The 20,164-nt window shown below is 66.6% G+C and carries 18 protein-coding genes and 2 tRNA genes; 16 read left to right on the top strand and 4 right to left on the bottom strand.

From position 1 onward, the window contains the following. Positions 1-5: 5 nt before the first annotated feature. A complete protein-coding gene (locus AC3WT0_RS07575; RefSeq protein ID WP_492752746.1) occupies positions 6-1,397 on the bottom strand; it encodes an MATE family efflux transporter in 1,392 nt (463 codons plus the stop codon). A gap of 189 nt (positions 1,398-1,586) precedes the next feature. On the opposite strand from AC3WT0_RS07575, the gene AC3WT0_RS07570 reads away from it, so the two are divergent. Together AC3WT0_RS07570 and AC3WT0_RS07565 are read left to right on the top strand one after the other, a co-directional pair. Further along, positions 1,587-3,140: a beta-helix domain-containing protein gene (locus AC3WT0_RS07570; protein ID WP_492752745.1), complete on the top strand. Its 1,554-nt coding sequence runs from the start codon at positions 1,587-1,589 to the stop codon at positions 3,138-3,140. A gap of 69 nt (positions 3,141-3,209) precedes the next feature. Next, positions 3,210-5,888 (top strand): TonB-dependent receptor plug domain-containing protein, encoded by a 2,679-nt coding sequence (locus tag AC3WT0_RS07565; RefSeq protein WP_492752743.1) that lies wholly within the window; start codon positions 3,210-3,212, stop codon positions 5,886-5,888. Between the two features lie 78 nt (positions 5,889-5,966). On the opposite strand, the gene AC3WT0_RS07560 is transcribed toward AC3WT0_RS07565, so the two are convergent. After that, positions 5,967-6,599: a prolyl hydroxylase family protein gene (locus AC3WT0_RS07560; RefSeq protein ID WP_492752742.1), complete on the bottom strand. Its 633-nt coding sequence runs from the start codon at positions 6,597-6,599 to the stop codon at positions 5,967-5,969. A gap of 121 nt (positions 6,600-6,720) precedes the next feature. Here AC3WT0_RS07560 and AC3WT0_RS07555 point away from each other — a divergent pair. The 9 genes from AC3WT0_RS07555 (at position 6,721) to AC3WT0_RS07515 (ending at position 12,903) form a co-directional block, all read left to right on the top strand. After that, a tRNA-His gene (locus AC3WT0_RS07555) sits at positions 6,721-6,797 on the top strand. Positions 6,798-6,821: 24 nt separating this feature from the next. After that, on the top strand, positions 6,822-7,871 hold the full coding sequence (locus AC3WT0_RS07550; RefSeq protein ID WP_492752924.1) for a Glu/Leu/Phe/Val family dehydrogenase: 1,050 nt from the start codon (positions 6,822-6,824) through the stop codon (positions 7,869-7,871). Positions 7,872-8,053: 182 nt separating this feature from the next. Beyond that, on the top strand, positions 8,054-8,770 hold the full coding sequence (gene ccmC, locus AC3WT0_RS07545; protein WP_492752740.1) for a heme ABC transporter permease CcmC: 717 nt from the start codon (positions 8,054-8,056) through the stop codon (positions 8,768-8,770). Further along, on the top strand, positions 8,767-8,898 hold the full coding sequence (locus tag AC3WT0_RS07540) for a hypothetical protein (RefSeq protein ID WP_492752737.1): 132 nt from the start codon (positions 8,767-8,769) through the stop codon (positions 8,896-8,898). The genes ccmC and AC3WT0_RS07540 overlap by 4 nt, the downstream gene beginning before the upstream one ends. A 7-nt stretch (positions 8,899-8,905) precedes the next feature. Further along, positions 8,906-9,343 carry a cytochrome c maturation protein CcmE gene (gene ccmE, locus AC3WT0_RS07535; protein WP_492752734.1) on the top strand — a complete coding sequence of 146 codons (438 nt, stop codon included), beginning with the start codon at positions 8,906-8,908 and terminating at the stop codon, positions 9,341-9,343. After that, positions 9,340-11,262 (top strand): heme lyase CcmF/NrfE family subunit, encoded by a 1,923-nt coding sequence (locus tag AC3WT0_RS07530; protein ID WP_492752732.1) that lies wholly within the window; start codon positions 9,340-9,342, stop codon positions 11,260-11,262. The genes ccmE and AC3WT0_RS07530 overlap by 4 nt, the downstream gene beginning before the upstream one ends. Beyond that, positions 11,259-11,786: a DsbE family thiol:disulfide interchange protein gene (locus tag AC3WT0_RS07525; protein ID WP_492752730.1), complete on the top strand. Its 528-nt coding sequence runs from the start codon at positions 11,259-11,261 to the stop codon at positions 11,784-11,786. The genes AC3WT0_RS07530 and AC3WT0_RS07525 overlap by 4 nt, the downstream gene beginning before the upstream one ends. 107 nt (positions 11,787-11,893) lie before the next feature. Further along, entirely contained in the window at positions 11,894-12,280 is a 387-nt protein-coding gene (locus tag AC3WT0_RS07520; RefSeq protein WP_492752728.1) for a cytochrome c-type biogenesis protein, read from the top strand. After that, a complete protein-coding gene (locus AC3WT0_RS07515; RefSeq protein WP_492752726.1) occupies positions 12,280-12,903 on the top strand; it encodes a tetratricopeptide repeat protein in 624 nt (207 codons plus the stop codon). The genes AC3WT0_RS07520 and AC3WT0_RS07515 overlap by 1 nt, the downstream gene beginning before the upstream one ends. Positions 12,904-12,946: 43 nt before the next feature. Here AC3WT0_RS07515 and ald read toward each other — a convergent pair whose 3' ends face one another. Then, on the bottom strand, positions 12,947-14,044 hold the full coding sequence (gene ald / locus AC3WT0_RS07510; protein WP_492752724.1) for an alanine dehydrogenase: 1,098 nt from the start codon (positions 14,042-14,044) through the stop codon (positions 12,947-12,949). Positions 14,045-14,180: 136 nt separating this feature from the next. Here ald and AC3WT0_RS07505 point away from each other — a divergent pair, with 136 nt between their 5' ends. Both AC3WT0_RS07505 and AC3WT0_RS07500 read left to right on the top strand, forming a co-directional pair. Beyond that, positions 14,181-14,621 (top strand): Lrp/AsnC family transcriptional regulator, encoded by a 441-nt coding sequence (locus tag AC3WT0_RS07505; RefSeq protein WP_492752721.1) that lies wholly within the window; start codon positions 14,181-14,183, stop codon positions 14,619-14,621. Between the two features lie 229 nt (positions 14,622-14,850). Beyond that, positions 14,851-16,770 carry a potassium transporter Kup gene (locus AC3WT0_RS07500; protein WP_492752923.1) on the top strand — a complete coding sequence of 640 codons (1,920 nt, stop codon included), beginning with the start codon at positions 14,851-14,853 and terminating at the stop codon, positions 16,768-16,770. Between the two features lie 111 nt (positions 16,771-16,881). Here AC3WT0_RS07500 and AC3WT0_RS07495 read toward each other — a convergent pair whose 3' ends face one another. Then, positions 16,882-17,547 (bottom strand): glutathione S-transferase family protein, encoded by a 666-nt coding sequence (locus tag AC3WT0_RS07495; RefSeq protein WP_492752720.1) that lies wholly within the window; start codon positions 17,545-17,547, stop codon positions 16,882-16,884. Positions 17,548-17,617: 70 nt separating this feature from the next. Between AC3WT0_RS07495 and AC3WT0_RS07490 the strand changes: the two genes are divergently transcribed. From AC3WT0_RS07490 to AC3WT0_RS07480, 3 genes are all read left to right on the top strand, one after another. Continuing rightward, positions 17,618-18,139, top strand: coding sequence for a 2'-5' RNA ligase family protein (locus AC3WT0_RS07490; protein ID WP_492752719.1), 522 nt, complete (start codon positions 17,618-17,620; stop codon positions 18,137-18,139). A 59-nt stretch (positions 18,140-18,198) separates the two neighbouring features. Further along, positions 18,199-18,275: transfer RNA gene (locus tag AC3WT0_RS07485), tRNA-Met, on the top strand. Between the two features lie 71 nt (positions 18,276-18,346). Continuing rightward, positions 18,347-20,164: a tetratricopeptide repeat-containing sulfotransferase family protein gene (locus AC3WT0_RS07480; protein ID WP_492752718.1), complete on the top strand. Its 1,818-nt coding sequence runs from the start codon at positions 18,347-18,349 to the stop codon at positions 20,162-20,164.

Genomic DNA, 20,164 nt, shown 5'->3' with positions numbered 1-20,164 from the left:
CCGCCTCAGCGGACCAGCAGGCCGATCGATTCGCGCCGCGCCCAGCGCCAGGTCATCAGGACGGCGACGGTCGCGAGGCCGCTCGCCAAGCCGATCCAGATGCCGACACCGCCCATATGGCCGGGGAAGGCCAGCCCGGCGCCGATTCCGATCCCGACCACCCAATAGCCGAACATCGCGAACAGCATCGGCATGCGCGTGTCGTGCAGCCCGCGCAGCATCCCCGCCGAGACGACCTGCGCGCCGTCGACGATCTGGAACAGCGCGGCGATCAGCAGGAAGGAGACGGCGAGGTTCGCGACCCGGGCGTTGTCAGGATCGGCGAGATCGAGGAACAATCCCACGAGTTCACGCGGCATTGCGACGATGACAAGCGCGGTGAGGCACATGAAGCCCGTGCCCATCGCGAAGGCGGTCCAGCCGGCGCGACCGACGCCATCTACATCGCGGCGGCCGAAGGCGAGGCCCACGCGCACCGTCGAAGCCTGACCGATGCCGAGCGGGACCATGAAGCAGAGCGTCGCGAGCTGGATCGCGATCGCGTGCGCGGCGATCTCGGCCTTGCCGAGCAGTCCCATCAGGAACAACGCGGCGTTGAACACCGTGACCTCGAGGCCCAACGTGATCGCGATGGGCAGACCGAGGCGCCAGACCTCGGCGAAGCGCTGCCAGTCGGGGCGCCAGAAGCGGCCGAACAGGCGGTATCGACGGAAGCGCGGGTGGACGAGCGCCACCGTCGCGAGCGCCGCGAAGGCCAGCGCGTTGGTGATCGAACTGCCGAGCCCGGCGCCGACCACGCCCATCTGAGGCAGGCCGAACCGGCCGAAGATCAGCCCATAGTTGAGCAGCGCGTTGACCGGCACCGCCGCGCAGCCGATCGCCAGCGACCAGCCCGGCCGCTCCAGCGCGATCATGAAGGAGCGGAGCACGAGGAACAGGAAATAGGGCAGCATCCCCCACATCACCGCGTGAACGAAGCCGGCGGCGTCGCCGACCAGCGAGGCCGGCTGATCGAGCAGGCGGAAGATCGGCCCGGCGAAGATCAGGACGAGCCAGAAGATCGCGGCGAGCGCGGCCGCGCTCCACATGCCCTGCCGTACTGTGCGCCGCACGTCGCGCACCGAACTGCTGCGGCGGCCGACCTCGCGCGCGATCATCGGGGCGGCGGCGGTGACGAGGCCGGTGCCGCTGAACAGGAAGGCGTTGTAGAGATTGACGCCGAGTGCGCCCGCCGCGAGCGAATCGGCGCCCGCCCTGCCGAGCAGCAGCACGTCGGTCGCGCCGATCAGCGCCTGCGCGATATTGGCGAGGACCAGCGGCAGGGCAAGCGCGAGCGTCGCTCGGGCTTCGGCGCGCCAGGGCCGCGAGGGCCTGTCTAAGGAAGGCGCGCTGCTCATCAGCACGCCCCTAGTCGGTTCCGGTCCCGATTTGAACCGGCATCGATGTCATCAAAGAGTCATCGAAACGTAATGCGATCATCATCGACGCGACATCAAAGCATCATTCGTCACCCCTAGAGCCGCCGTCGAGCCCGGCCGACGGTCGGCCTTGGGCAATGATTTTCTCAAACCTTTACGGGGGTCCCGATGTCTCGGATTCGACTGCTTCTCATGATCGGCGCCGCGCTTCCGCTGGCTGCCTGCGGCGCCGACGATGTGGCGTCGCCGGGCGAAGGCGGCATCATTCTCCCGACGCCGACCCCCACGCCGACTCCGGCCCCGACCCCGACGCCCACCCCGACGACGGTCACGCCCGGCACCTGCCCGGGCGGCGTCTTTACCGATGCCGGCACGATCGACGGCCCGACCGGCACCTGGCGCGTCTGCAATTTCCCGGCGCGTTTCACCGCGGACACGCAGGTGCCCAAGGTGAAGGGCGTGCTTTACGCGCTCCCTGGCCGCGTCGATGTCGGCACCGACCAGGGCGCCGCGAGCACCAACACCGCCGTCACGCTGACGATCGACCCCGGCGTCATCATCTTCGGCGCGACCGGCGTTTCCTATCTCGCGGTCAACCGCGGCAACCGCATCAACGCGGTCGGCACCGCGAGCCAGCCCATCATCTTCACCGGTCGCGGCAACGTCACCGGTACGGTGGACGACCAGTCGTCGCAGATGTGGGGCGGCGTCGTCCTGCTCGGCCGCGCGCCGATCACTGACTGCCTCGCGCCGGGCGCCGCCGAAGGCACTGTGGCCTGCGAACGCGATACCGAAGGCACTTCGAATGCGCTTTATGGTGGCGCGCAGCCGGCCGACAACAGCGGCCGCATGAGCTATGTCCAGATCCGCTATTCGGGCTACATCCTGTCGGCCGACAAGGAACTTCAGGGCCTGACCCCGTCGGGCGTCGGCTCGGGCACCCAGCTCGATCACATCCAGATCCACAACAGCTCGGATGACGGCATCGAGGTGTTCGGCGGTCGTCCGAACATGCGCTACCTGGTCCTGACCGGGAACGAAGACGACAACCTCGATACCGATGTCGGCTACAAGGGCTTCATCCAGTTCGTGATCGCCGTGCAGCGCGCCGGCGGCACGCTGGGTGACTCGATGATCGAGGCCGACTCGAACGGCAACGAAGACGCGAAGCCGCGCCAGAATGTCCGTCTGTCGAACTTCACCTTCGTCAGCCGCGTGGTCGGCAACTCCAATGCTGCGGCGATCCTGCTGCGCGGCGGCACCGATTATACGATGGTCAACGGCATCATGGTGACGCCGGCGGGCCAGACCTGCCTGCGCATGAACGGCGCCGCCGTGATCCAGGCCGCCGACTCGACCAAGGACGAGGCTGGCCCGCCGAAGTTCAACTCGGTGGTGTTCAGCGGCTGCACCACGCCGTTCAGCGGCACCAGCGGTGCGACGACGGCTGACGTGCAGACGATCTTCAACGCCGGCACAAACAATAATGCGGCACTCGCTTCGACGCTGGCCAGCATCTACGTCAACGGCGTGAACGAAACGGCAGTGCCGGCGTTCGACCAGACCACGCTGAATGACTCGACGGCCTTCTTCGTGAAGACGAGCTATATCGGCGCGGTCAAGGATGCCGCCGACACCTGGTATGCCGGCTGGACCTGCAACTCCGCGACCGCGAATTTCGGCGCGCTGAGCGGTGCCTGCACCAGCCTGCCGACCAACTGACCTTTGATGCGGTGAGGCGGCGGGACCCCCGTCGCCTCACCTTTTTCCGTTTTCCCGGGGGGACCATCCATGTCGAAGCCGCTTTCTCTGGCGAGCTTGCTCCTGATTTCCACCGCCTGGCCGGCTGCCGCGATCGCGCAGTCCGCCGAGCCGGCCCCCCAGAGCGCGCCGACCGCCGCGCCGGGTGCGCAGGCGCAGGCCGACGAACAGCCCGTCGACGTCTCGATCCCCGGCGGTGACGCCGACATCGTCGTCCAGGGTCGTGCGATCACCAACGTCGTCCAGTCCGCGCCGCAGGTCGTGTCGGTGCTGTCGACCGCCGACATTGCGCGTACGGGTGAAGGCGACATCGCCGGCGCACTGCAGCGCGTGACCGGCCTCAGCGTTGTCGGCAACGGCTTCGTCTATGTCCGCGGCCTTGGCGACCGCTATTCGCTCGCGCTGCTCAACGGTTCGCCGCTGCCCAGCCCCGAACCGCTGAAGCGCGTCGTTCCGCTCGACATCTTTCCGACCGAGGTCATTGCCTCATCGCTCGTCCAGAAGAGTTATTCGGTCAACTTTCCCGGCGAGTTCGGCGGCGGCGTGATCAACCTCACCACGATCGCCATCCCGCGCGAGGGCTTCTTCAACATCGGTGCCAGCATCAGCGGCGACACCGAGACCACCGGCCGCCTGGGCTACACCTATTATGGTGGCGACTATGACTGGTCGGGCTTCGACGACGGCACGCGCAAAAAGCCCGGCCTGTTCAAGGATGCGCTCGACAGCGGCAAGCCGATCCTCGAGGGCGCGGACTTCACGCGCCAGCAACTCGGACTGATCGCGTCGAGCCTCGTCAATGCGCCGACCACGCTGCTCCAGAAGAATAACGACATACCCGTCAATTTCTCGGGCAATTTCAGCGCAGGCACGTCGTTCGACACGGGTGGCGCGACGATCGGCGTCATCGCGACGGCGGGCATCGACAACAAGTGGCGCACGCGCCAGACGCTTCAGCAGCTTTCGCTGAACGCCGACCTGTCGGGGCCGCCGCAGACCAGCTACACCAGCGTCATCACCAACAATCGCGTCGTGGTGAACGGCCTGTTGGGCTTCGGCGCCGAGTTCGGCGACCACAAGTTGCGCTGGACTAACCTCTATATTCGCGACACGCTCAAGCAGGCGAGCCTGGCCGTCGGTACCGACGAGAACCAGCAAGGCCGCGACATCATGAAGCAGACCACGGCCTGGTACGAGCGCCAGCTGATCGACACCCAGCTGGTCGGCGAGTTCAAGTTCGATGATCTGAGCGTCGACGTGCGCGGCGGCTATGCCAATTCGAAGCGCAACGCGCCTTATGAACGCGGCTTCACCTATGTCCGCACCAACCAGCCCGCCGATCCCACCGGCAGCCGTTACGTCAACGACCTGGGCGGCAACCGCGGCGACGCGACGATCGCGTTCAGCAACCTGAACGAGGATCTGTGGTCGGGCGGCATCGACCTAGGCTACAAGGTCAATCAGGACATCAAGCTGGGCGTCGGCTACGCCTATTCGGACACCAAGCGTACCTCGGTCCGCCGCGCCTTCCAGTATCGCGGCACCAACCTGCCGCTTTCGGTGATCCAGCTTCGCCCGGACTATCTGCTGTCGGACTACACGATCCAGACCTACGGCATCGTGCTGCAGGAAACCTCGGCGAACGACGGCACTGCGGCCTTCGACGCCGGCCTGACCGTCAACGCCGGCTACGGCCAGATCATCGCGCAGGTGATCCCGCAGGTGAACGTGACGGCGGGCGTCCGCTTCGAGCATGGCCTGCAGACGGTCAACGCAGTCGACATCTTCCACACCGGCCTCAGCCCCGACTTCAATACGCGGCTGAAAAAGGATTACTGGCTACCGGCGATCACTGCGACGATCGACGTCGCACCTGACATGCAGGTCCGCCTCAACGGTTCGCGCACGCTGGCCCGTCCGCAGTTCCGTGAGCTGATCCGTCAGGTCTACATCGATACCGATTCCAACCGTACCTATCAGGGCAACCCCTCGCTTGTGGACAGCAAGCTGTGGAACGCCGAGGCGCGCTACGAATGGTTCTTCGCTAAGGACCAGCGCATCACGGCGGCCGGCTTCTTCAAGAGCATCGACAAGCCGATCGAAGCCTATTCGTCGGTGTTCAGTTCTGAAATCACCACCAGCTATGCCAATGCGCCGAAGGCGACGCTGTGGGGCTTCGAGGTCGAGGCGCAGAAATATATCGATCTGTCGGGCTGGTCGGACTCGACCTTCTTCTCGACGCGGCGCGCGGTGTTGATCGGCAACTATACCTTCACGCAGTCGAAGCTGAAGGTCGGCGCCGGCGACACGACCGTGATCAACGGCGTGTCGCATCCGGCGAACGAATATTTCCGCAACGGATCGCCGCTCACCGGCCAGTCGGACCATCTGGTCAACCTGCAGGTTGGCCTCGAGGATACCGACAGGCTGTCGCAGCAGACGCTGCTGTTCACCTATGCCAGCCCGCGCGTCACCACGCGCGGTCCTTCGGGCCAGCCCGACGTGAAGGAGCATCCGGGCATCCGCATCGACTTCGTCGCGCGGCAGGGCATCAAGCTGTTCGGCATCGAGAGCGAGCTGAAGTTCGAGGCGCGCAACCTGACGCAGCAGAAGTACAGCGAATATCAGCAGTCGGGCACCAACCGCATCTACTATAACCTCTACGACGTCGGCACGTCCTTCTCGCTCGGGCTCAACCTGAAGTTCTGAAGCGCGAGGCAGTCAAAAAGGAAGGGCCGCTCTCCAGCGAGAGCGGCCCTTTCCGTTTGAGCTTGCCGGAACCGGCGCTCAGCCCCAGGGGCGTTCGCGGAACCATTTGGTGATCACATATTTGGTCCCCGCGCGCACCTTCATCCCGTGATGGAGCGTGGAGGGGTTGGGCGTCAGGTTCGGCCGGCGATTGTTCCAGGCAAGCAGCTTGCCGGTCTCGGGCTGGACGGTCTTGTCGATCGCCTTGAAGCGCGTCGCGCCGCCCGCCTCGGGTTCGTTCAGATAGATCATCACCGTCCAGGTGCGGTTGCCCGCGACCGAGCAATAGGTGGCGAAATCGGCGCCCTGCGGCTCGAAATAGTCGGTATGCGCCTTGAACTCCTGGCCGATGGCGTAACGCTGGCCCTGCATAGGCTCGCCGTGCGCCAGATCGAGGCCCGTGAAGGCGATGATCCGTGCATCGATCGCCGCGACGAGCGGATCGGCGGAATCGAGATCGCAGGTCTCGCTCGTCCGGAAGGCGTCGTCGCCATTATAGTCGGATATGGTCGAGGGGCGCCGACGGTCGTCGATCTGGGCGCAGATGTCCGCGCATTCCTCCGCCGACATGAAGCTGCGCGCCATGAACAGGGTCAGCTTGGGGGAGGGAACACGCTGGACCCCGGCATTGGCGCCGATGGTCGCTGCGATCTCGTTATCGTCGCGGAGCATGGGATTCCTTCGATGAGCCTGCGCGTGGTTGCCAACTAACTTGTCAGGGTCAAGTCGCTTCGCTTGACCTTTAGGGGGCCTGCACCTTATGTGCGCCCGCGCGGCCGTTCCGGTCGCCATGGCGATCGTAGTTCAATTGGTTAGAGCGCCGGCTTGTGATGCCGGAAGTTGCGGGTTCAAGTCCCGTCGATCGCCCCATTTTCCTCCCCAAATGGCAGGGATATTGGCGTGGCCTGGGATTTCCCCGATTTCGACGATCATGAGGGCGTTCACCTTTTCCGCGATTCGAAGTCCGGTCTTGACGCGGTGATTGCGATTCACTCGACGACGCTTGGCCCGGCGGCCGGCGGCGCTCGTTTCTGGCATTATCCGCGCACCAACGACGCCATTACGGATGCGCTGCGCCTGTCGCGCGGCATGAGCTACAAGAATGCGATGGCGGGGCTGCCGCTGGGCGGCGGCAAGGCCGTGCTGCTGGCGAATGCCGAGCGCACCAAGACGCCGGCGATGCTCGCCGCCTTCGGCCGCGCGGTCGATTCGCTTGGCGGCCGCTACGTCACGGCCGAGGATGTCGGCATTTCGGCGACTGACATGGTCTCGATCTCCAAGCAGACGCGCTATGTCTCGGGCCTGCCGGTCGAGAAGGGCAATGCGGGCGGCGATCCCGGCCCGTTCACGGCCATGGGCGTCTATCTGGGCGTCAAGGCTGCGGCGAAGCGCGCGCTGGGCAAGGCCGACATGGCCGGCGTCCATGTCGCGATCCAGGGCGTCGGCAGCGTCGGCGGCGGGCTCGCCCGGCTGCTGGCCAAGGATGGCGCCAGGCTGACCATCGCCGATTTCGAGGGCGCGAAGGCCAAGGCATTGGCCGAGGAGCTGGGCGCGACCGCGATCGACAAGGATGCGATCATGACGGTCGAGGCCGACATCCTCAGCCCCTGCGCGCTGGGTGCCGTGCTGACCGCTGACTCGATCGCGGCGCTGCGCGTCCCCGTCGTCGCGGGCGGCGCGAACAACCAGCTCGCCACCAACGAGGATGGCCAGCGCATCCACGATCGCGGCATCCTGTTCGCGCCCGATTATGTGATCAACGCGGGCGGCATCATCAACGTCGCGCTCGAATATATCGGCCAGGGCGACCAGGCCGAGGTCGAGGCGCGGATCGCGAAGATCCCCGAGCGGCTCGATCAGGTGTGGCAGGAAAGCGCCGAAACCGGCGATCCCGCCGCAATGGTCGCCGATCGCATCGCGCAGCGGCTGATCGGACGCTTCTGACGAAGGCGCGGCTGGGGCGGAACGCCCCGGCCGTTCTTGTCATTGCGAGCGCAGCGAAGCAATCCAGAGGGATGCCGGACACATCGCACTGGATTGCTTCGCTGCGCTCGCAATGACGGAATCGATTTCTGCGCCGTCGCCTGTTCCACCCGGCCGGAAATCGCTCTAGAGCTTGGCGTTCGATGCACGCCTTCGCCAACCCGCAGCGCTTTCTGTTGATCGCCCGCCCGCTGACGCCGTGGCTTGGCGCGATCGGCGTCGCGCTGATCGCCTATGGGCTGTTCGAGGGGCTGTTCCGGTCGCCGCCCGACTATCTTCAGGGCGAGACGGTGCGCATCCTCTACGTCCATGTGCCGGCTGCGTGGCTGGGCATGGGGGGCTGGACCAGCCTTGCGGTCGCCAGCCTCGTTCAGCTCGTCTGGCGGCATCCGCTGGCCGGCGTCGCGGCGCGCGCCATTGCCGTGCCGGGCGCGCTGTTCACCGCGCTTTGCCTCGCGACCGGATCGATCTGGGGCCACAAGGCCTGGGGGACGTGGTGGCAGTGGGACGGCCGGATGACCTCGATGCTCGTCCTGCTCTTCCTCTATTTCGGCTATATCGCGCTGGCGGGCGCGAGCGACGAGCGTACCGGCGTGAGCCGCGCGACCGCGATCTTCGGGCTGGTCGGCGCGGTCAACCTGCCGATCATCAACCTGTCGGTCGTCTGGTGGCGCACGCTGCACCAGAAGCCGAGCATCACGCTCAGCGGATCGACGATCGATCCGGCGATCCTCTACCCGCTCGTCTTCACCACGCTGGGCTTCAGCTTCCTGTTCGGCGCGATCGTGCTGATGCGGATGCGCGCGATCCTGGCGGGCGCGAAGGTCGAGGCGCGGCTGAAGCGGATGGCCGCCGCATGAGCCAGTGGGATGCAGTGATCATCGTCTATGCGCTGACCATCGGCGCGACGGCGGGAACGGCGATCTGGGCCTGGGCGACGATGCGCGCGGCCGAGAAGGCGGCCGCCGAGCTTCGCCGCCGCGACTGAGATGGCGTTGAAGCCCAAGCATCAGCGGCTCGTGCTCGTGCTGCTCGCGCTCGGCGCGGTGATCGGCGCGGGGCTGCTCGCCATGTCGGCGCTGAGCGATCAGGCCGCCTATTTCTATTCGCCGGCGGACATCCGGAGGCTGGGCGGCCCGCCGGTGGGCAAGCCGATCCGGCTGGGCGGGATGGTCGTCGACAAGTCGATCGTCCACGAGCCCGACGGCGTGACCATCCGTTTCCGCGTCGCCGACGGCGATGCGACGGTGCCGGTGCGCTTCCGCGGCATCGTGCCCGATCTGTTCAAGGAGAAATCGGGCGTGGTGGCCGAAGGACGCTTCCAGCCCGACGGGCTGTTCGTCGCCGACAACATCCTTGCCAAGCATGACGAGCGCTACATGCCGCCGCAGATGGCGGGCGCCGAGCATAAGAGCGAGACGATCGCGCGATGATCGCCGAGATGGGCCTGGCAGCGCTTTGGCTGGCGGCGGCGCTTGCCGCGCTGCAGCTGGTGCTGGGCGCGCTGGCGCTGAAGGGCGGCGAGGGAGAGGTGCTGGGCGTCGCGGTGCGCCCCGTGGCGGTGGTGCAGGGGCTGCTTGCGCTGACCGCCTTCGCCTGCCTCATCACCGTCTTCGCTCAGTCCGACATGTCGGTGAAGCTGGTTGCCGAGAACAGCCATTCGATGAAGCCGATGATCTACAAGGTCGCCGGCGCGTGGGGGAACCACGAGGGATCGATGCTGATGTGGGTGACGATCCTGGCCTTTGCGGGCGGGCTCGTCGGCTTCGTCGAGCGGCGGATCGGCGAGCGCACGCTGATCGCCACGCTGGCCGCGCAGGCGGCGATCGGGCTCGGTTTCTACGCGTTTCTGCTGTTCGCCTCCAATCCCTTCGCGCGGCAGAATCCGGCGGCGGCCGACGGGCTGGGGCTCAACCCGCTGTTGCAGGATCCCGGCCTCGCCTTCCATCCGCCGACGCTTTACATCGGTTATGTCGGCCTTTCGGTCGCCTTCTCCTTCGCGGTCGGTGCGCTGGTGACGCGCGATGTCGGCGCGGAGTTCGCGCGTGCGATGCGGCCCTGGGTGCTGATCGCCTGGGTCTTCCTGACGATCGGGATCACGGCGGGAAGCTACTGGGCCTATTATGAGCTGGGCTGGGGCGGCTGGTGGTTCTGGGATCCGGTCGAGAATGCGTCGCTCATGCCCTGGCTGGCGGCGACGGCGCTGCTCCATTCGGTGACGGTGCTGGCGACGCGGGAGGGACTGCGCGCCTGGACGGTGATGCTGGCCGTCGTCGCATTCTCCATGTCGATGATCGGCACCTTCCTTGTCCGGTCCGGGATATTGACCAGCGTCCATGCCTTTGCGGTCGATCCGCGGCGCGGGGCGTTCATCCTCGTGCTGCTCGCGCTTTATATCGGCGGCGCGCTGACGCTGTTCGCTTTGCGTGCGGCGACGGTGAAGGAGGGTGCGCGCTTCGATTTCGTCAGCCGCGAAGGCGCGCTGGTCGCCAACAACCTGCTGCTGACGGTGATCCTCGGCGTCGTACTGATCGGCACGCTCTATCCGATCGCCGCCGAGGCGATGGGCCATTCGCTGTCGATCGGGCCGCCCTATTTCAATCTCGCCGCCGGCGTGCCTGCGCTGATCCTTGTCGCGCTGATGGCGGCAGGGCCGCTGATGCGCTGGCGTCGCGACGATGCCGTGGCGGTGCTGCGGCGGCTGGCGGTGCCCGGCGCGCTGTCGCTGATCGTGCTGCCTTGCGTTGCGATCCTCGCGCCGGTGGGCGTGATGACGATGCTGGGCCTCGCCCTGTCGGTCGGCGTCGGCGTGGCGAGCCTTGCCCCGCTGTGGAAGCGCAACCTGCGCCGCACGCCGCTGTTCGTCTGGGGGATGGTGGCCGCGCATCTGGGCATCGCGGTCAGCCTGTTCGGCATGGCGTGCGACAGCGCCTTCACCGTCGAGCGGCTGGTCGCCGCGCGGCCGGGCGAGACGGTGAGCGTCGGCCCGTTCAACGTGCGCTTTGCGGGGATCGATCCGGTCGCGGGGCCGAACTGGACCGCGCTGGAGGCGACGATGATCGCGACGCGCGGCGCGGCCGCGCCGATCACGCTGCATCCGCAGGCGCGCTACTTCCCTGATCCGCCGACCGAGACGAGCGAGTCCGCGATCGCGACGCGGATCGACGGACAGCTTTATGTCGTTCTCGGCAAGGCGGGGAGCGACGGGCGCTGGCAGCTGCGCATGTGGTGGAAGCCGTTCGTCACCTGCATCTGGGCCGGAGGCGGCCTGATCGCTCTTGGCGGGCTGCTGACGCTGCTGGGCCGGCTGCGGCGCGAGCGCGCGGCGCGCGACCGGAGGGCCTACGCATGAGGAAGGTCGCGCTGTGGGCGCCGCTTGCCGTCTTCGCGCTGCTCGTGCTGCTCGTGGCCTTCGGGCTGCTGAGGCCCAGCGGGCATGTCATCGCGTCGAAGATGGTCGGCAAGCCCGCGCCCGTCTTCGCGCTGCCGCCGGCCCTGCCGGGCAAGCCCGGGCTGGACAGCGCCGCGCTGACCGGCGGCGGGCCGCGCCTCGTCAACATCTTCGCGAGCTGGTGCGTGCCCTGCGCCGCCGAGGCGCCGATATTGGGCGAGCTGAAGAAGCGCGGCGTGGTGGTGGAAGGCATCGCGATCCGCGACCGGCCCGAGGATCTCGCCGCCTTCCTTGCGCGCTGGGGCGATCCTTTCGAGCGGATCGGCGCCGATCGGGATTCGCGCGTGCAGATGGCCTTCGGCTCGTCGGGCGTGCCGGAGAGCTTCGTCGTCGATGCCAGGGGCGTGATCCGCCACCAGCATATCGGCGCGATCAATCCAGAGGATGTGCCCGAGATCATGGCGGCGATCGAGGCGGCGCGATGAGGGGGGCTGAGCTCCGGTCGTCCCGAGCGGCGTCGAGAGACGTATGCCATCGTGCGCGCGTGTCTCGACTTTGCTCGACACGAACGGGCTTTGGGATCGGACTCGCGATGCTTTTGTCGCTCGGCGCGCCGCTGCTCGCCGATTCGCGCATGGACGGTGCGGCCTATGCCAATACGCAGCTTCCCGATCCCGTGCAGGAGGCCAAAGCGAGCGCGCTGATGCGCACGATCCGCTGTCTGGTCTGCCAGGGGCAGTCGATCGCCGACAGCGACGCCGAGATGGCCGGCGACATGCGCGCGATGATCCGCCGGCGCGTGGCGGCGGGTGAGGATACGGAGTCGATCCGGCGCTGGCTGATCGCGCGCTATGGCGACTGGGTGAGCTATGCGCCGACCGCAGCGCCGGTGACCTGGCCGCTATGGGCTGCGCCCGTGTTGCTGATCGCGGCGGGGGCGTGGGTGGCGCGCGGGCGTTTCAGGAAGCGGGGGCGCTGATGGGCTGGATCGCCGCCATTGCCCTTGCCGTGATCGCAGGCGCGCTGCTCTGGCGTTTCGGCGGGCTGCCGCGGCTGGCGCGCGAGCCGGTGCTGGCGGCGCTCGCGCTGGGGCTGGCGGGCTATGCGCTGCAGGGTAGCCCCTATCTGCCCGATCATCCGGTCCGGCCGCGCGCCGCCGCGCCCAAGGTCGACGAGGACGCGCTGGACAAGGCGCGCGACATGGGGCCTCGCTTCGGCGGGGACGTGGCCTGGCTGGTCACGTCCGAAGGGCTGATGCGCGCCGGGGCGACCGAGGCGTCGGTCGGCATCGTCAGGCGCGGGCTGCGCGACTATCCGAAAAGCCCCGATCTGTGGGTGGGGCTGGGCAACGCGCTGGTCGCGCATGCCGAGGGGCAGATCTCGCCCGCCGCCATCTTTGCCTACCAGCGCGCGGCCGCGCTTTCGCCGCAATCGCCCGCGCCGCCTTTCTTCATGGGGCTGGCGCTCGCACAATCGGGGCGGTTCGATGAAGCGCGCGCGAGCTGGGCGGGGCTGCTGGCGCGATCGCCCAGGGATGCGCCCTGGCGCGCCGATGTCGAGCAGCGGCTGAATGCGCTCGACCTGTATATGAAGTCGCGCTGACCGCCCCCGGCTAACCGGGGACGGCCGGCGTCGATCTTTACGCTTACGCTACGAACGGAAGGTCGAGGGCCTCGGCGACGGCCCGATGGCGGATATGGCCGCCCGACACGTTGAGGCCGGCCGCGAGGTGCGGATCGGCGGCCATCGCGGCTTCGGCGCCGAGATTGGCGAGCTTCACCGCGAAGGGCAGGGTGGCGTTGTTGAGCGCGAAGGCCGATGTGCGCGCAACCGCGCCGGGCATGTTGGCGACGCAATAATGGATCACGCCTTCGACCTCGAACACCGGATCCTGGTGCGTGGTCGCATGGCTCGTCTCGAAACAGCCGCCCTGATCGATCGCGATGTCGACGAGCACCGAGCCGCGCTTCATCGTCTTGAGCATCTCGCGCGTGACCAGCTTGGGCGCGGCGGCGCCGGGGATCAGCACCGCGCCGATCACCAGATGCGCGCGCTGGACGGCCGCGGCGATCGCGGCCTGGCTGGCATAGGCGGTCTTGATCTGCGAACCGAAAAACATGTCGAGCTCGGCGAGGCGAGCATTGGAGATGTCGTAGACGGTCACGTCGGCGCGCATGCCGACCGCCATCTGCGCCGCGTTGACGCCGGCGACCCCGCCGCCGAGGATCGCGACACGGGCAGGGGCCACGCCCGGCACGCCGCCGAGCAGTACGCCGCGGCCGCCCTGTTCCTTCTCCAGATAATGCGCGCCGACCTGGATCGACATGCGGCCCGCGACTTCGGACATCGGCTTGAGCAGCGGCAGCGATCCGTCGCGCGCCGTCACCGTCTCATAGGCGATGCAGGTGGCGCCGGACTTCATCAGTCCTTCGGCCTGCGGCTTGTCCGCAGCGAGGTGGAGATAGGTGAAGAGCAGATGGCGCGGCTCGAGCAGCGCGATCTCGCCCGGCTGCGGCTCCTTGACCTTCACGATCATGTCGCTCTGCGCGAAAACCTCGGCGGGCGTGGCGACGATGCGTGCGCCGACCTCGACATAATCCTGATCGCTGAAGTCGATGCCAGCGCCGGCATTGGTCTCGACGATCACTTCGTGGCCGTGACGCACCAGCTCGGCAACCGACGGCGGCGTGAGGCCGACGCGATATTCGTGATTCTTGATTTCCTTCGGCACCCCGACGCGCATTGGCGGCACTCCTGCGATTGGCTTTGCGCCATTTTAGCGCGGATCTGGCGGGAAGGGCTCGCAAAGATGTTGCGGATGACACGAGAATATAGGTGATAATCTTTTAATTATCACAATTATCGCATAAATATCCCGCATGGATCAGATCGATCGCAAGATCGTCGCGCAGCTTGCGACCGACTCGGCGCTGACTAGCGAACAGCTCGGCGCGCGCGTCGGCCTGTCGCCCTCGGCGGCGCATCGGCGCGTGAAGGCGCTGGAGGAAAGCGGCGTCATTTTGGGCTATCGCGCGCGGCTGTCGGCTGCGGCGCGGGGCAATCCATCTACCGTCTTCGTCTCGGTGACGCTGGTCGACCAGCGCCAGGCGACGATGATGGCGTTCGAGGATGCGCTGCGCGAAACCGCGCAGATCAGCGAGGCGCATCTGATGAGCGGCGAATCCGACTATCTGATCAAGGTGCTCATCCGGTCCGACGACAGCTACGAACGCGTCCACCGCGAAATCCTGTCGGCGCTGCCCGGCGTCCACCGCCTCGTCACCCAGTTCACGATCAGGACGCTGGCGGCGGGGGACTGAGCAGGCGCCTTCCCCGTCATTGCGAGCGAAGCGAAGCAATCCAGCCAATGTCGGTATCATACTGGGTTGCCGCGTCGGCTTCGCCTCCTCGCAATGACGGGAGCAGCGGAGTCGCGAGGTTGCCGCACGCGTCAGGGGGTGCTACGTCGCCGCCCGACGCCACAGGGGGCGCCGGGGCAATCCTTGCCATGCGCGTATCGCAACCAATGTATCATTCATGACCGAATCAATTGCGGATCAGTCCGCCGCCGGCGCAACCGCGCATGACAGCGGCGAAGGATCGCATCATCACCCGCGCGGGCCGTTCGCGCTCATGGCGCTTGGTGCGATCGGCGTCGTCTATGGCGACATCGGCACCAGCCCGCTCTACGCGCTGAAGGAAACCTTCATCGGCCATCACCGGCTGGCGGTGGACCAGCTCCATATCTTCGGCGTGCTCAGCCTGATCTTCTGGTCGCTGACGCTGATCGTGACCTTCAAATATGTGTTCCTGATCATGCGCGCCGACAACAAGGGCGAAGGCGGCAGCCTGGCGCTGCTCGCGCTCATCACGCGCAAGATCGGGGGCGGGCGATGGACGGCGAGCCTCGTCATCCTCGGCGTGCTCGCGACGGCGCTGTTCTTCGCCGATTCGATGATCACGCCGGCCATCTCGGTGCTGTCGGCGGTCGAGGGGCTCACGATCGTGCAGAGCGGCTTCAAGCCGCTGGTGCTGCCGATCGCGGTCGCCATCCTCGTCGGCCTCTTCTGGCTGCAGGCGGCGGGGACCGAAAAGGTCGGCCGGCTGTTCGGCCCGATCATGGTCGTCTATTTCGCGACCATAGCGGTGCTGGGCATAGTCCACATCGTCGATCAGCCGCAGATATTGCAGGCGCTCGACCCGCGCTGGGGCTTCCGCTTCTTCAGCGACAATCCCCGGCTCGCTTTCCTCGCGCTCGGCTCGGTGGTGCTGGCGGTGACGGGCGCCGAGGCGCTTTACGCCGACATGGGGCATTTCGGGCGCAAGCCGATCAACATCGCCTGGCTCTACATCGTCTTCCCCGCGCTGATGCTCAACTATCTGGGCCAGTCGGCGCTGATCCTCGCCAACCCGGCGGCGGTCGAGAATCCCTTCTTCCTGATGGCGCCGGAAAATCTCCGCCTGCCGCTGGTCATCCTCGCGACGCTTGCGACGATCATCGCCAGCCAGGCGGTCATCACGGGCGCTTTCTCGGTCGTGCAGCAGGCCGTCCAGCTCGGGCTGATGCCGCGCCTCAAGATCGAGCATACCAGCGCATCGGCCGCTGGGCAGATCTATATCCCCGTCATCAACTGGGCGCTGATGGTGATGGTGCTGCTGCTGATTCTGATCTTCGGCGAATCCTCGAACCTCGCCGCCGCTTATGGCATCGCGGTGACGGGCACGATGTTCATCAGCACCTTCATGCTGGGCGTGCTGGCGTTCCGTGTGTGGAACTGGCCCGCGCCGCTCGCCGCGCTGCTGCTGGTGCTGTTCCTGACGGTCGATGGACTTTATTTCTCGTCCAACCTGACCAAGGTGACGGATGGCGGCTGGTTCCCGCTGTTCATCGGTGCGGTGGTCTTCACCTTGCTCACCACCTGGGCCAAGGGGCGCAAGCTGATGATCGACCGGATGCGCGAAAGCGCCATGCCGATCTCGATCTTCATCGAATCGGCCGCCAATTCGGCGACGCGCGTGCCGGGCACGGCGGTGTTCATGACCTCGACCCCGGACGGCGTGCCGCACGCGCTGCTTCACAACCTGAAGCACAACAAGGTGCTTCACGAGCGCGTCATCCTGCTGACCGTGAAGATCGCCGACGTGCCCTATGTCGATCTCGAGACGCGCTGTGCGCTCGAGGATCTGGGGCGGGGTTTCCACCGCCTCGTCGTCAAATACGGCTTCATGCAGGAACCCGACGTGCCCGCGGCGCTCCAGCGGCTGACCGGCTGCGGCCCCGACATCAAGATGATGGATACCAGCTTCTTCCTCGCGCGGCAGACCTTGCTGCCGTCGTCGCGGCCGGGCATGGCGATCTGGCGCGAAAAGCTGTTCGCCTGGATGCTGCGCAACGCGGAAAGCGCGATGGAGTTCTTCCGCCTGCCCACCAACCGCGTGGTCGAGCTGGGCAGTCAGGTCGAGATCTAGGGCGGCCATTACAGTTTCGTTCGGGCTGAGCCTGTCGAAGCCCCTTGCTTCCTTTCCAAGGAAGAAGGGGAGGGCTTCGACAGGCTCAGCCCGAACGGGGGGCTTCGATACTCAGATCAGGATCGACCGCGCCGACTGGATCTGCTTTTCGCGACCTTCATCGGTGGTGTCGCCGCGCGGCGGGACCTGCAACGCGCGCTCGACGGCGGGGCGCACCCTGATCCGGTCATGCCATTCGGTGAGGCGCGGATAGTCGTCGAGGCTGAGGCCGGGCCAGTTGTGGATCGCTACCCAGGGCCAACTCGCCATATCGGCGATGCTATACTCGTCGCCCGCCAGCCAGGGCGCCTGCCCCAGCCGCGTCTCGAGCACGCCGAACAGGCGATAGCTTTCGCGGCGGTAGCGATCGATCGCCGCCGGGATATGTTCGGGGAAATAGCGGCTGAACACGTTGAGCTGGCCCATCATCGGGCCGAGGCCGCCCATCTGCCACATCAGCCACTGGATCGCGACGCTGCGCGCCTTGGGGTCGGCGGAGAGGAACTGGCCGCTCTTTTCGGCAAGATGGATCAGGATCGCGCCCGATTCGAAGATCGGGAAGCCGTCGTCGACGATCGCGGGGATGCGGCCGTTGGGATTGATGGCGAGGAATTCGGGGGTCTTCTGGTCGTTCGCGGCGAGGCTGAGGAAATGGGGCGTATAGGGGATGCCGGCCTCTTCCAGCATGATCGCGACCTTGTAGCCGTTGGGCGTCGCCGCGGTGTAGAAATCGATCATCCCATCCTCCTCGCCTGAGCGCGCTATCTGGGGAGGGGGAGGTGGCCTTGCCAGATCGGGAGCGTGTTTTTTGAGTAGGGCCGCGCCGATCATTCTCACTGCGCTGCTGGGCGATGCGGATTTCGCCTGGGCGGATGCGCTGCGCCGCGCGCACTTTCCCGCCGAACGCAATCTGGTGCCGGCGCATGTCACGCTGTTCCACCATCTGCCGCCATCGGCGCTGGGCGAGGTGAACGCGCTGGCGCGGGAAGCCGTGCAGTCCGCTGCGCCGCGCGCGCGGCTGGCGGGGCCGATGCGGTTTGGCGGCGGCGTGGCCTATCGCATCGATTCGCCCGAGCTGGAGGCGCTGCGCGACGGCATGGCCGATGCGCTGCACGGGCTGCTGATGCCACAGGATCAGGCGGCGTGGCGGCCACATCTGACGATCCAGAACAAGACCGATCCCCGGCAAGCGGCGGTGCTTCACGAGCGGCTGTCGCAGGACTTCAACCCCCGCCCGATCGCCATCGCCGGGCTGGCGCTGTGGCGCTATCGCGGCGGCCCGTGGGAAGCGATCGCGCGGCAAATGTTCAGGGGCCGCCGACCCGGTTGACCGGCGCGGACACTCTGCCTATAGGCCGCCCACCGCGTGACATCGCGCGCCTCGAACGGGGCGGAGTAGCTCAGCTGGTTAGAGCAGCGGAATCATAATCCGCGTGTCGGGGGTTCAAGTCCCTCCTCCGCTACCATTTCCCGGTAAACCATCTTGTCACGGCCGGCGCGGTTGACAGCGATAGGTCGGCGCGCCTTGATCGCGGCGATGACTTCACGACCTGCGTCCTTCAGCCCGTTCGACAACGCCATGGCATCCGGCATCGCGCATCTGCGCGCGCGCCGCCTGACCGAGGCTTCGGCGGCATTCATCTCGGCGACGCGGCTGATGCCTGGGAACGGCTTTGCCTGGCGCGCGCTTGCCGATACGCGCCACGCAATGGGCGACGCGAAGGGCGGGGGCGCCGCGCATATGATGGCGCTCCAGACCGCGGCGAACGATCCGCAGTCGATCGCGATCGCCAACGCCCTGCTCGGCAACCAGCTTGCCGAAACCGAGAAGCTGGTACGCGAACGGCTGAAGGTGGCGCCGACCGATATCGGCGCGATCCGCGTCCTGGGCGACATCGCGACGCGGACCGGCAAATATCGCGATGCGCTGCGCATGTTCGGCCGCGCGCTCGAACTCGCGCCCGATTATGAGCCGGCGCGCCAGAACAAGGCGATCGTCCATTATCGGCTCGACGATCTCGGCGAGGCGCTGGGCGAGGTCGAGCGCCTGCTCGTCGTCAATCCGAAGCATCCGGGCTATCGTAACCTGAAGGCGTCGATCCTCGACCGCACCGGTGACTATGAGGGTGCAATCGCCATGTACCGGGCGATGATCGCCGACGATGCGCGCGATCCGCATGTGTGGATGACGCTGGGCCATGCGCTCAAGACGCAGGGCGACATACCGGGATGCATCGAGGCCTATCGCCAGGCGATCGCGCTGCGGCCGACACTCGGCGAGCCTTATTGGAACCTCGCCAATCTCAAGACTTTCCGCTTTTCCGGGGAGGAGCTGGCGGCGATGCGTGCGCTGCTCGACCGTAAGGACATCGGACTCGACGACCGCTTCCATATCGGCTTCGCGCTGGGCAAGGCGGCCGAGGATGCGCGGGACTATGAAGCGTCCTTCACCCATTATGCCGAGAGCAACCGGCTGCGCCGCGCCAGCATCCACCATGAGCGCGCGGAGCTTACGCGCCAGCTGGAACGCGCCGAGCGCGTATTCACGCCGCAATTTCTGGCCGAGCGGGTGGGGCAGGGGTGCCCCGCACCCGATCCGATCTTCATCGTTGGCATGCCGCGTTCGGGATCGACCCTCGTCGAGCAGATCCTCTCCAGCCATCCGCTGATCGAAGGCACGATGGAGCTGACCGACATGCAACGGATCATCCGTGAGCTTGGCGGCGGCAAGATGCGTGCGGACCGATCATCCTATCCCGAGATATTGCTCGACCTGCCGCCCGAAAAGCTCGCGGCCCTGGGGCGGGACTATATCGATCGCACGCGCGTGCAGCGCAAAACGGACAGGCCTTATTTCATCGACAAGCTGCCTTTCAATTTCCTCGCGACGGGCTTGATCCGGCTGATCCTGCCCAATGCGAAGGTGATCGACGTGCGCCGCCATCCGCTCTCCTGCGGCTTCTCGCTGTTCAAACAGCATTTCGCGCGCGGACAGAGCTATGCCTATGATCTGGGCGACATCGGCGCCTTCTATGGCGACTATGTGCGGATGATGGCGCTGTGGGATCGGCTGATGCCCGGTTTCGTCCACCGCATGATCTACGAGCGGCTGGTCGACGATCTGGAAGGTGAGACGCGCGCGCTGCTCGACTATCTCGGGGTGCCGTTCGACGAGGCCTGCCTGCGTTTTCACGAGAACCGGCGCAGCGTGAGGACGCCGAGCGCCGAGCAGGTGCGCCAGCCCATCTTCCGTGACGGCACCGAGCAGTGGAAGAACTATGCCGGCTGGCTTGGTCCGCTCGAGGAGGCGCTGGGCGAGGTGCTGACCAGCTACCCCGCCGCGCCCGCCGCCTGA

The sequence above is a fragment of the Sphingomonas sp. EU05-FHT14C10 genome, assembly GCF_058790595.1.
This window is presented reverse-complemented; position numbering and strand designations above follow the sequence as displayed.

Coding starts and splice junctions, on each gene's coding strand:
- AC3WT0_RS07575 (WP_492752746.1), bottom strand. CDS start 1,397: ATGAGCAGCGCGCCTTCCTTAGACAGGCCCTCGCGGCCCTGGCGCGCC.
- AC3WT0_RS07570 (WP_492752745.1), top strand. CDS start 1,587: ATGTCTCGGATTCGACTGCTTCTCATGATCGGCGCCGCGCTTCCGCTG.
- AC3WT0_RS07565 (WP_492752743.1), top strand. CDS start 3,210: ATGTCGAAGCCGCTTTCTCTGGCGAGCTTGCTCCTGATTTCCACCGCC.
- AC3WT0_RS07560 (WP_492752742.1), bottom strand. CDS start 6,599: ATGCTCCGCGACGATAACGAGATCGCAGCGACCATCGGCGCCAATGCC.
- ccmC (WP_492752740.1), top strand. CDS start 8,054: ATGCACGCCTTCGCCAACCCGCAGCGCTTTCTGTTGATCGCCCGCCCG.
- AC3WT0_RS07540 (WP_492752737.1), top strand. CDS start 8,767: ATGAGCCAGTGGGATGCAGTGATCATCGTCTATGCGCTGACCATCGGC.
- AC3WT0_RS07530 (WP_492752732.1), top strand. CDS start 9,340: ATGATCGCCGAGATGGGCCTGGCAGCGCTTTGGCTGGCGGCGGCGCTT.
- AC3WT0_RS07525 (WP_492752730.1), top strand. CDS start 11,259: ATGAGGAAGGTCGCGCTGTGGGCGCCGCTTGCCGTCTTCGCGCTGCTC.
- AC3WT0_RS07520 (WP_492752728.1), top strand. CDS start 11,894: ATGCTTTTGTCGCTCGGCGCGCCGCTGCTCGCCGATTCGCGCATGGAC.
- AC3WT0_RS07515 (WP_492752726.1), top strand. CDS start 12,280: ATGGGCTGGATCGCCGCCATTGCCCTTGCCGTGATCGCAGGCGCGCTG.
- ald (WP_492752724.1), bottom strand. CDS start 14,044: ATGCGCGTCGGGGTGCCGAAGGAAATCAAGAATCACGAATATCGCGTC.
- AC3WT0_RS07505 (WP_492752721.1), top strand. CDS start 14,181: ATGGATCAGATCGATCGCAAGATCGTCGCGCAGCTTGCGACCGACTCG.
- AC3WT0_RS07495 (WP_492752720.1), bottom strand. CDS start 17,547: ATGATCGATTTCTACACCGCGGCGACGCCCAACGGCTACAAGGTCGCG.
- AC3WT0_RS07480 (WP_492752718.1), top strand. CDS start 18,347: ATGACTTCACGACCTGCGTCCTTCAGCCCGTTCGACAACGCCATGGCA.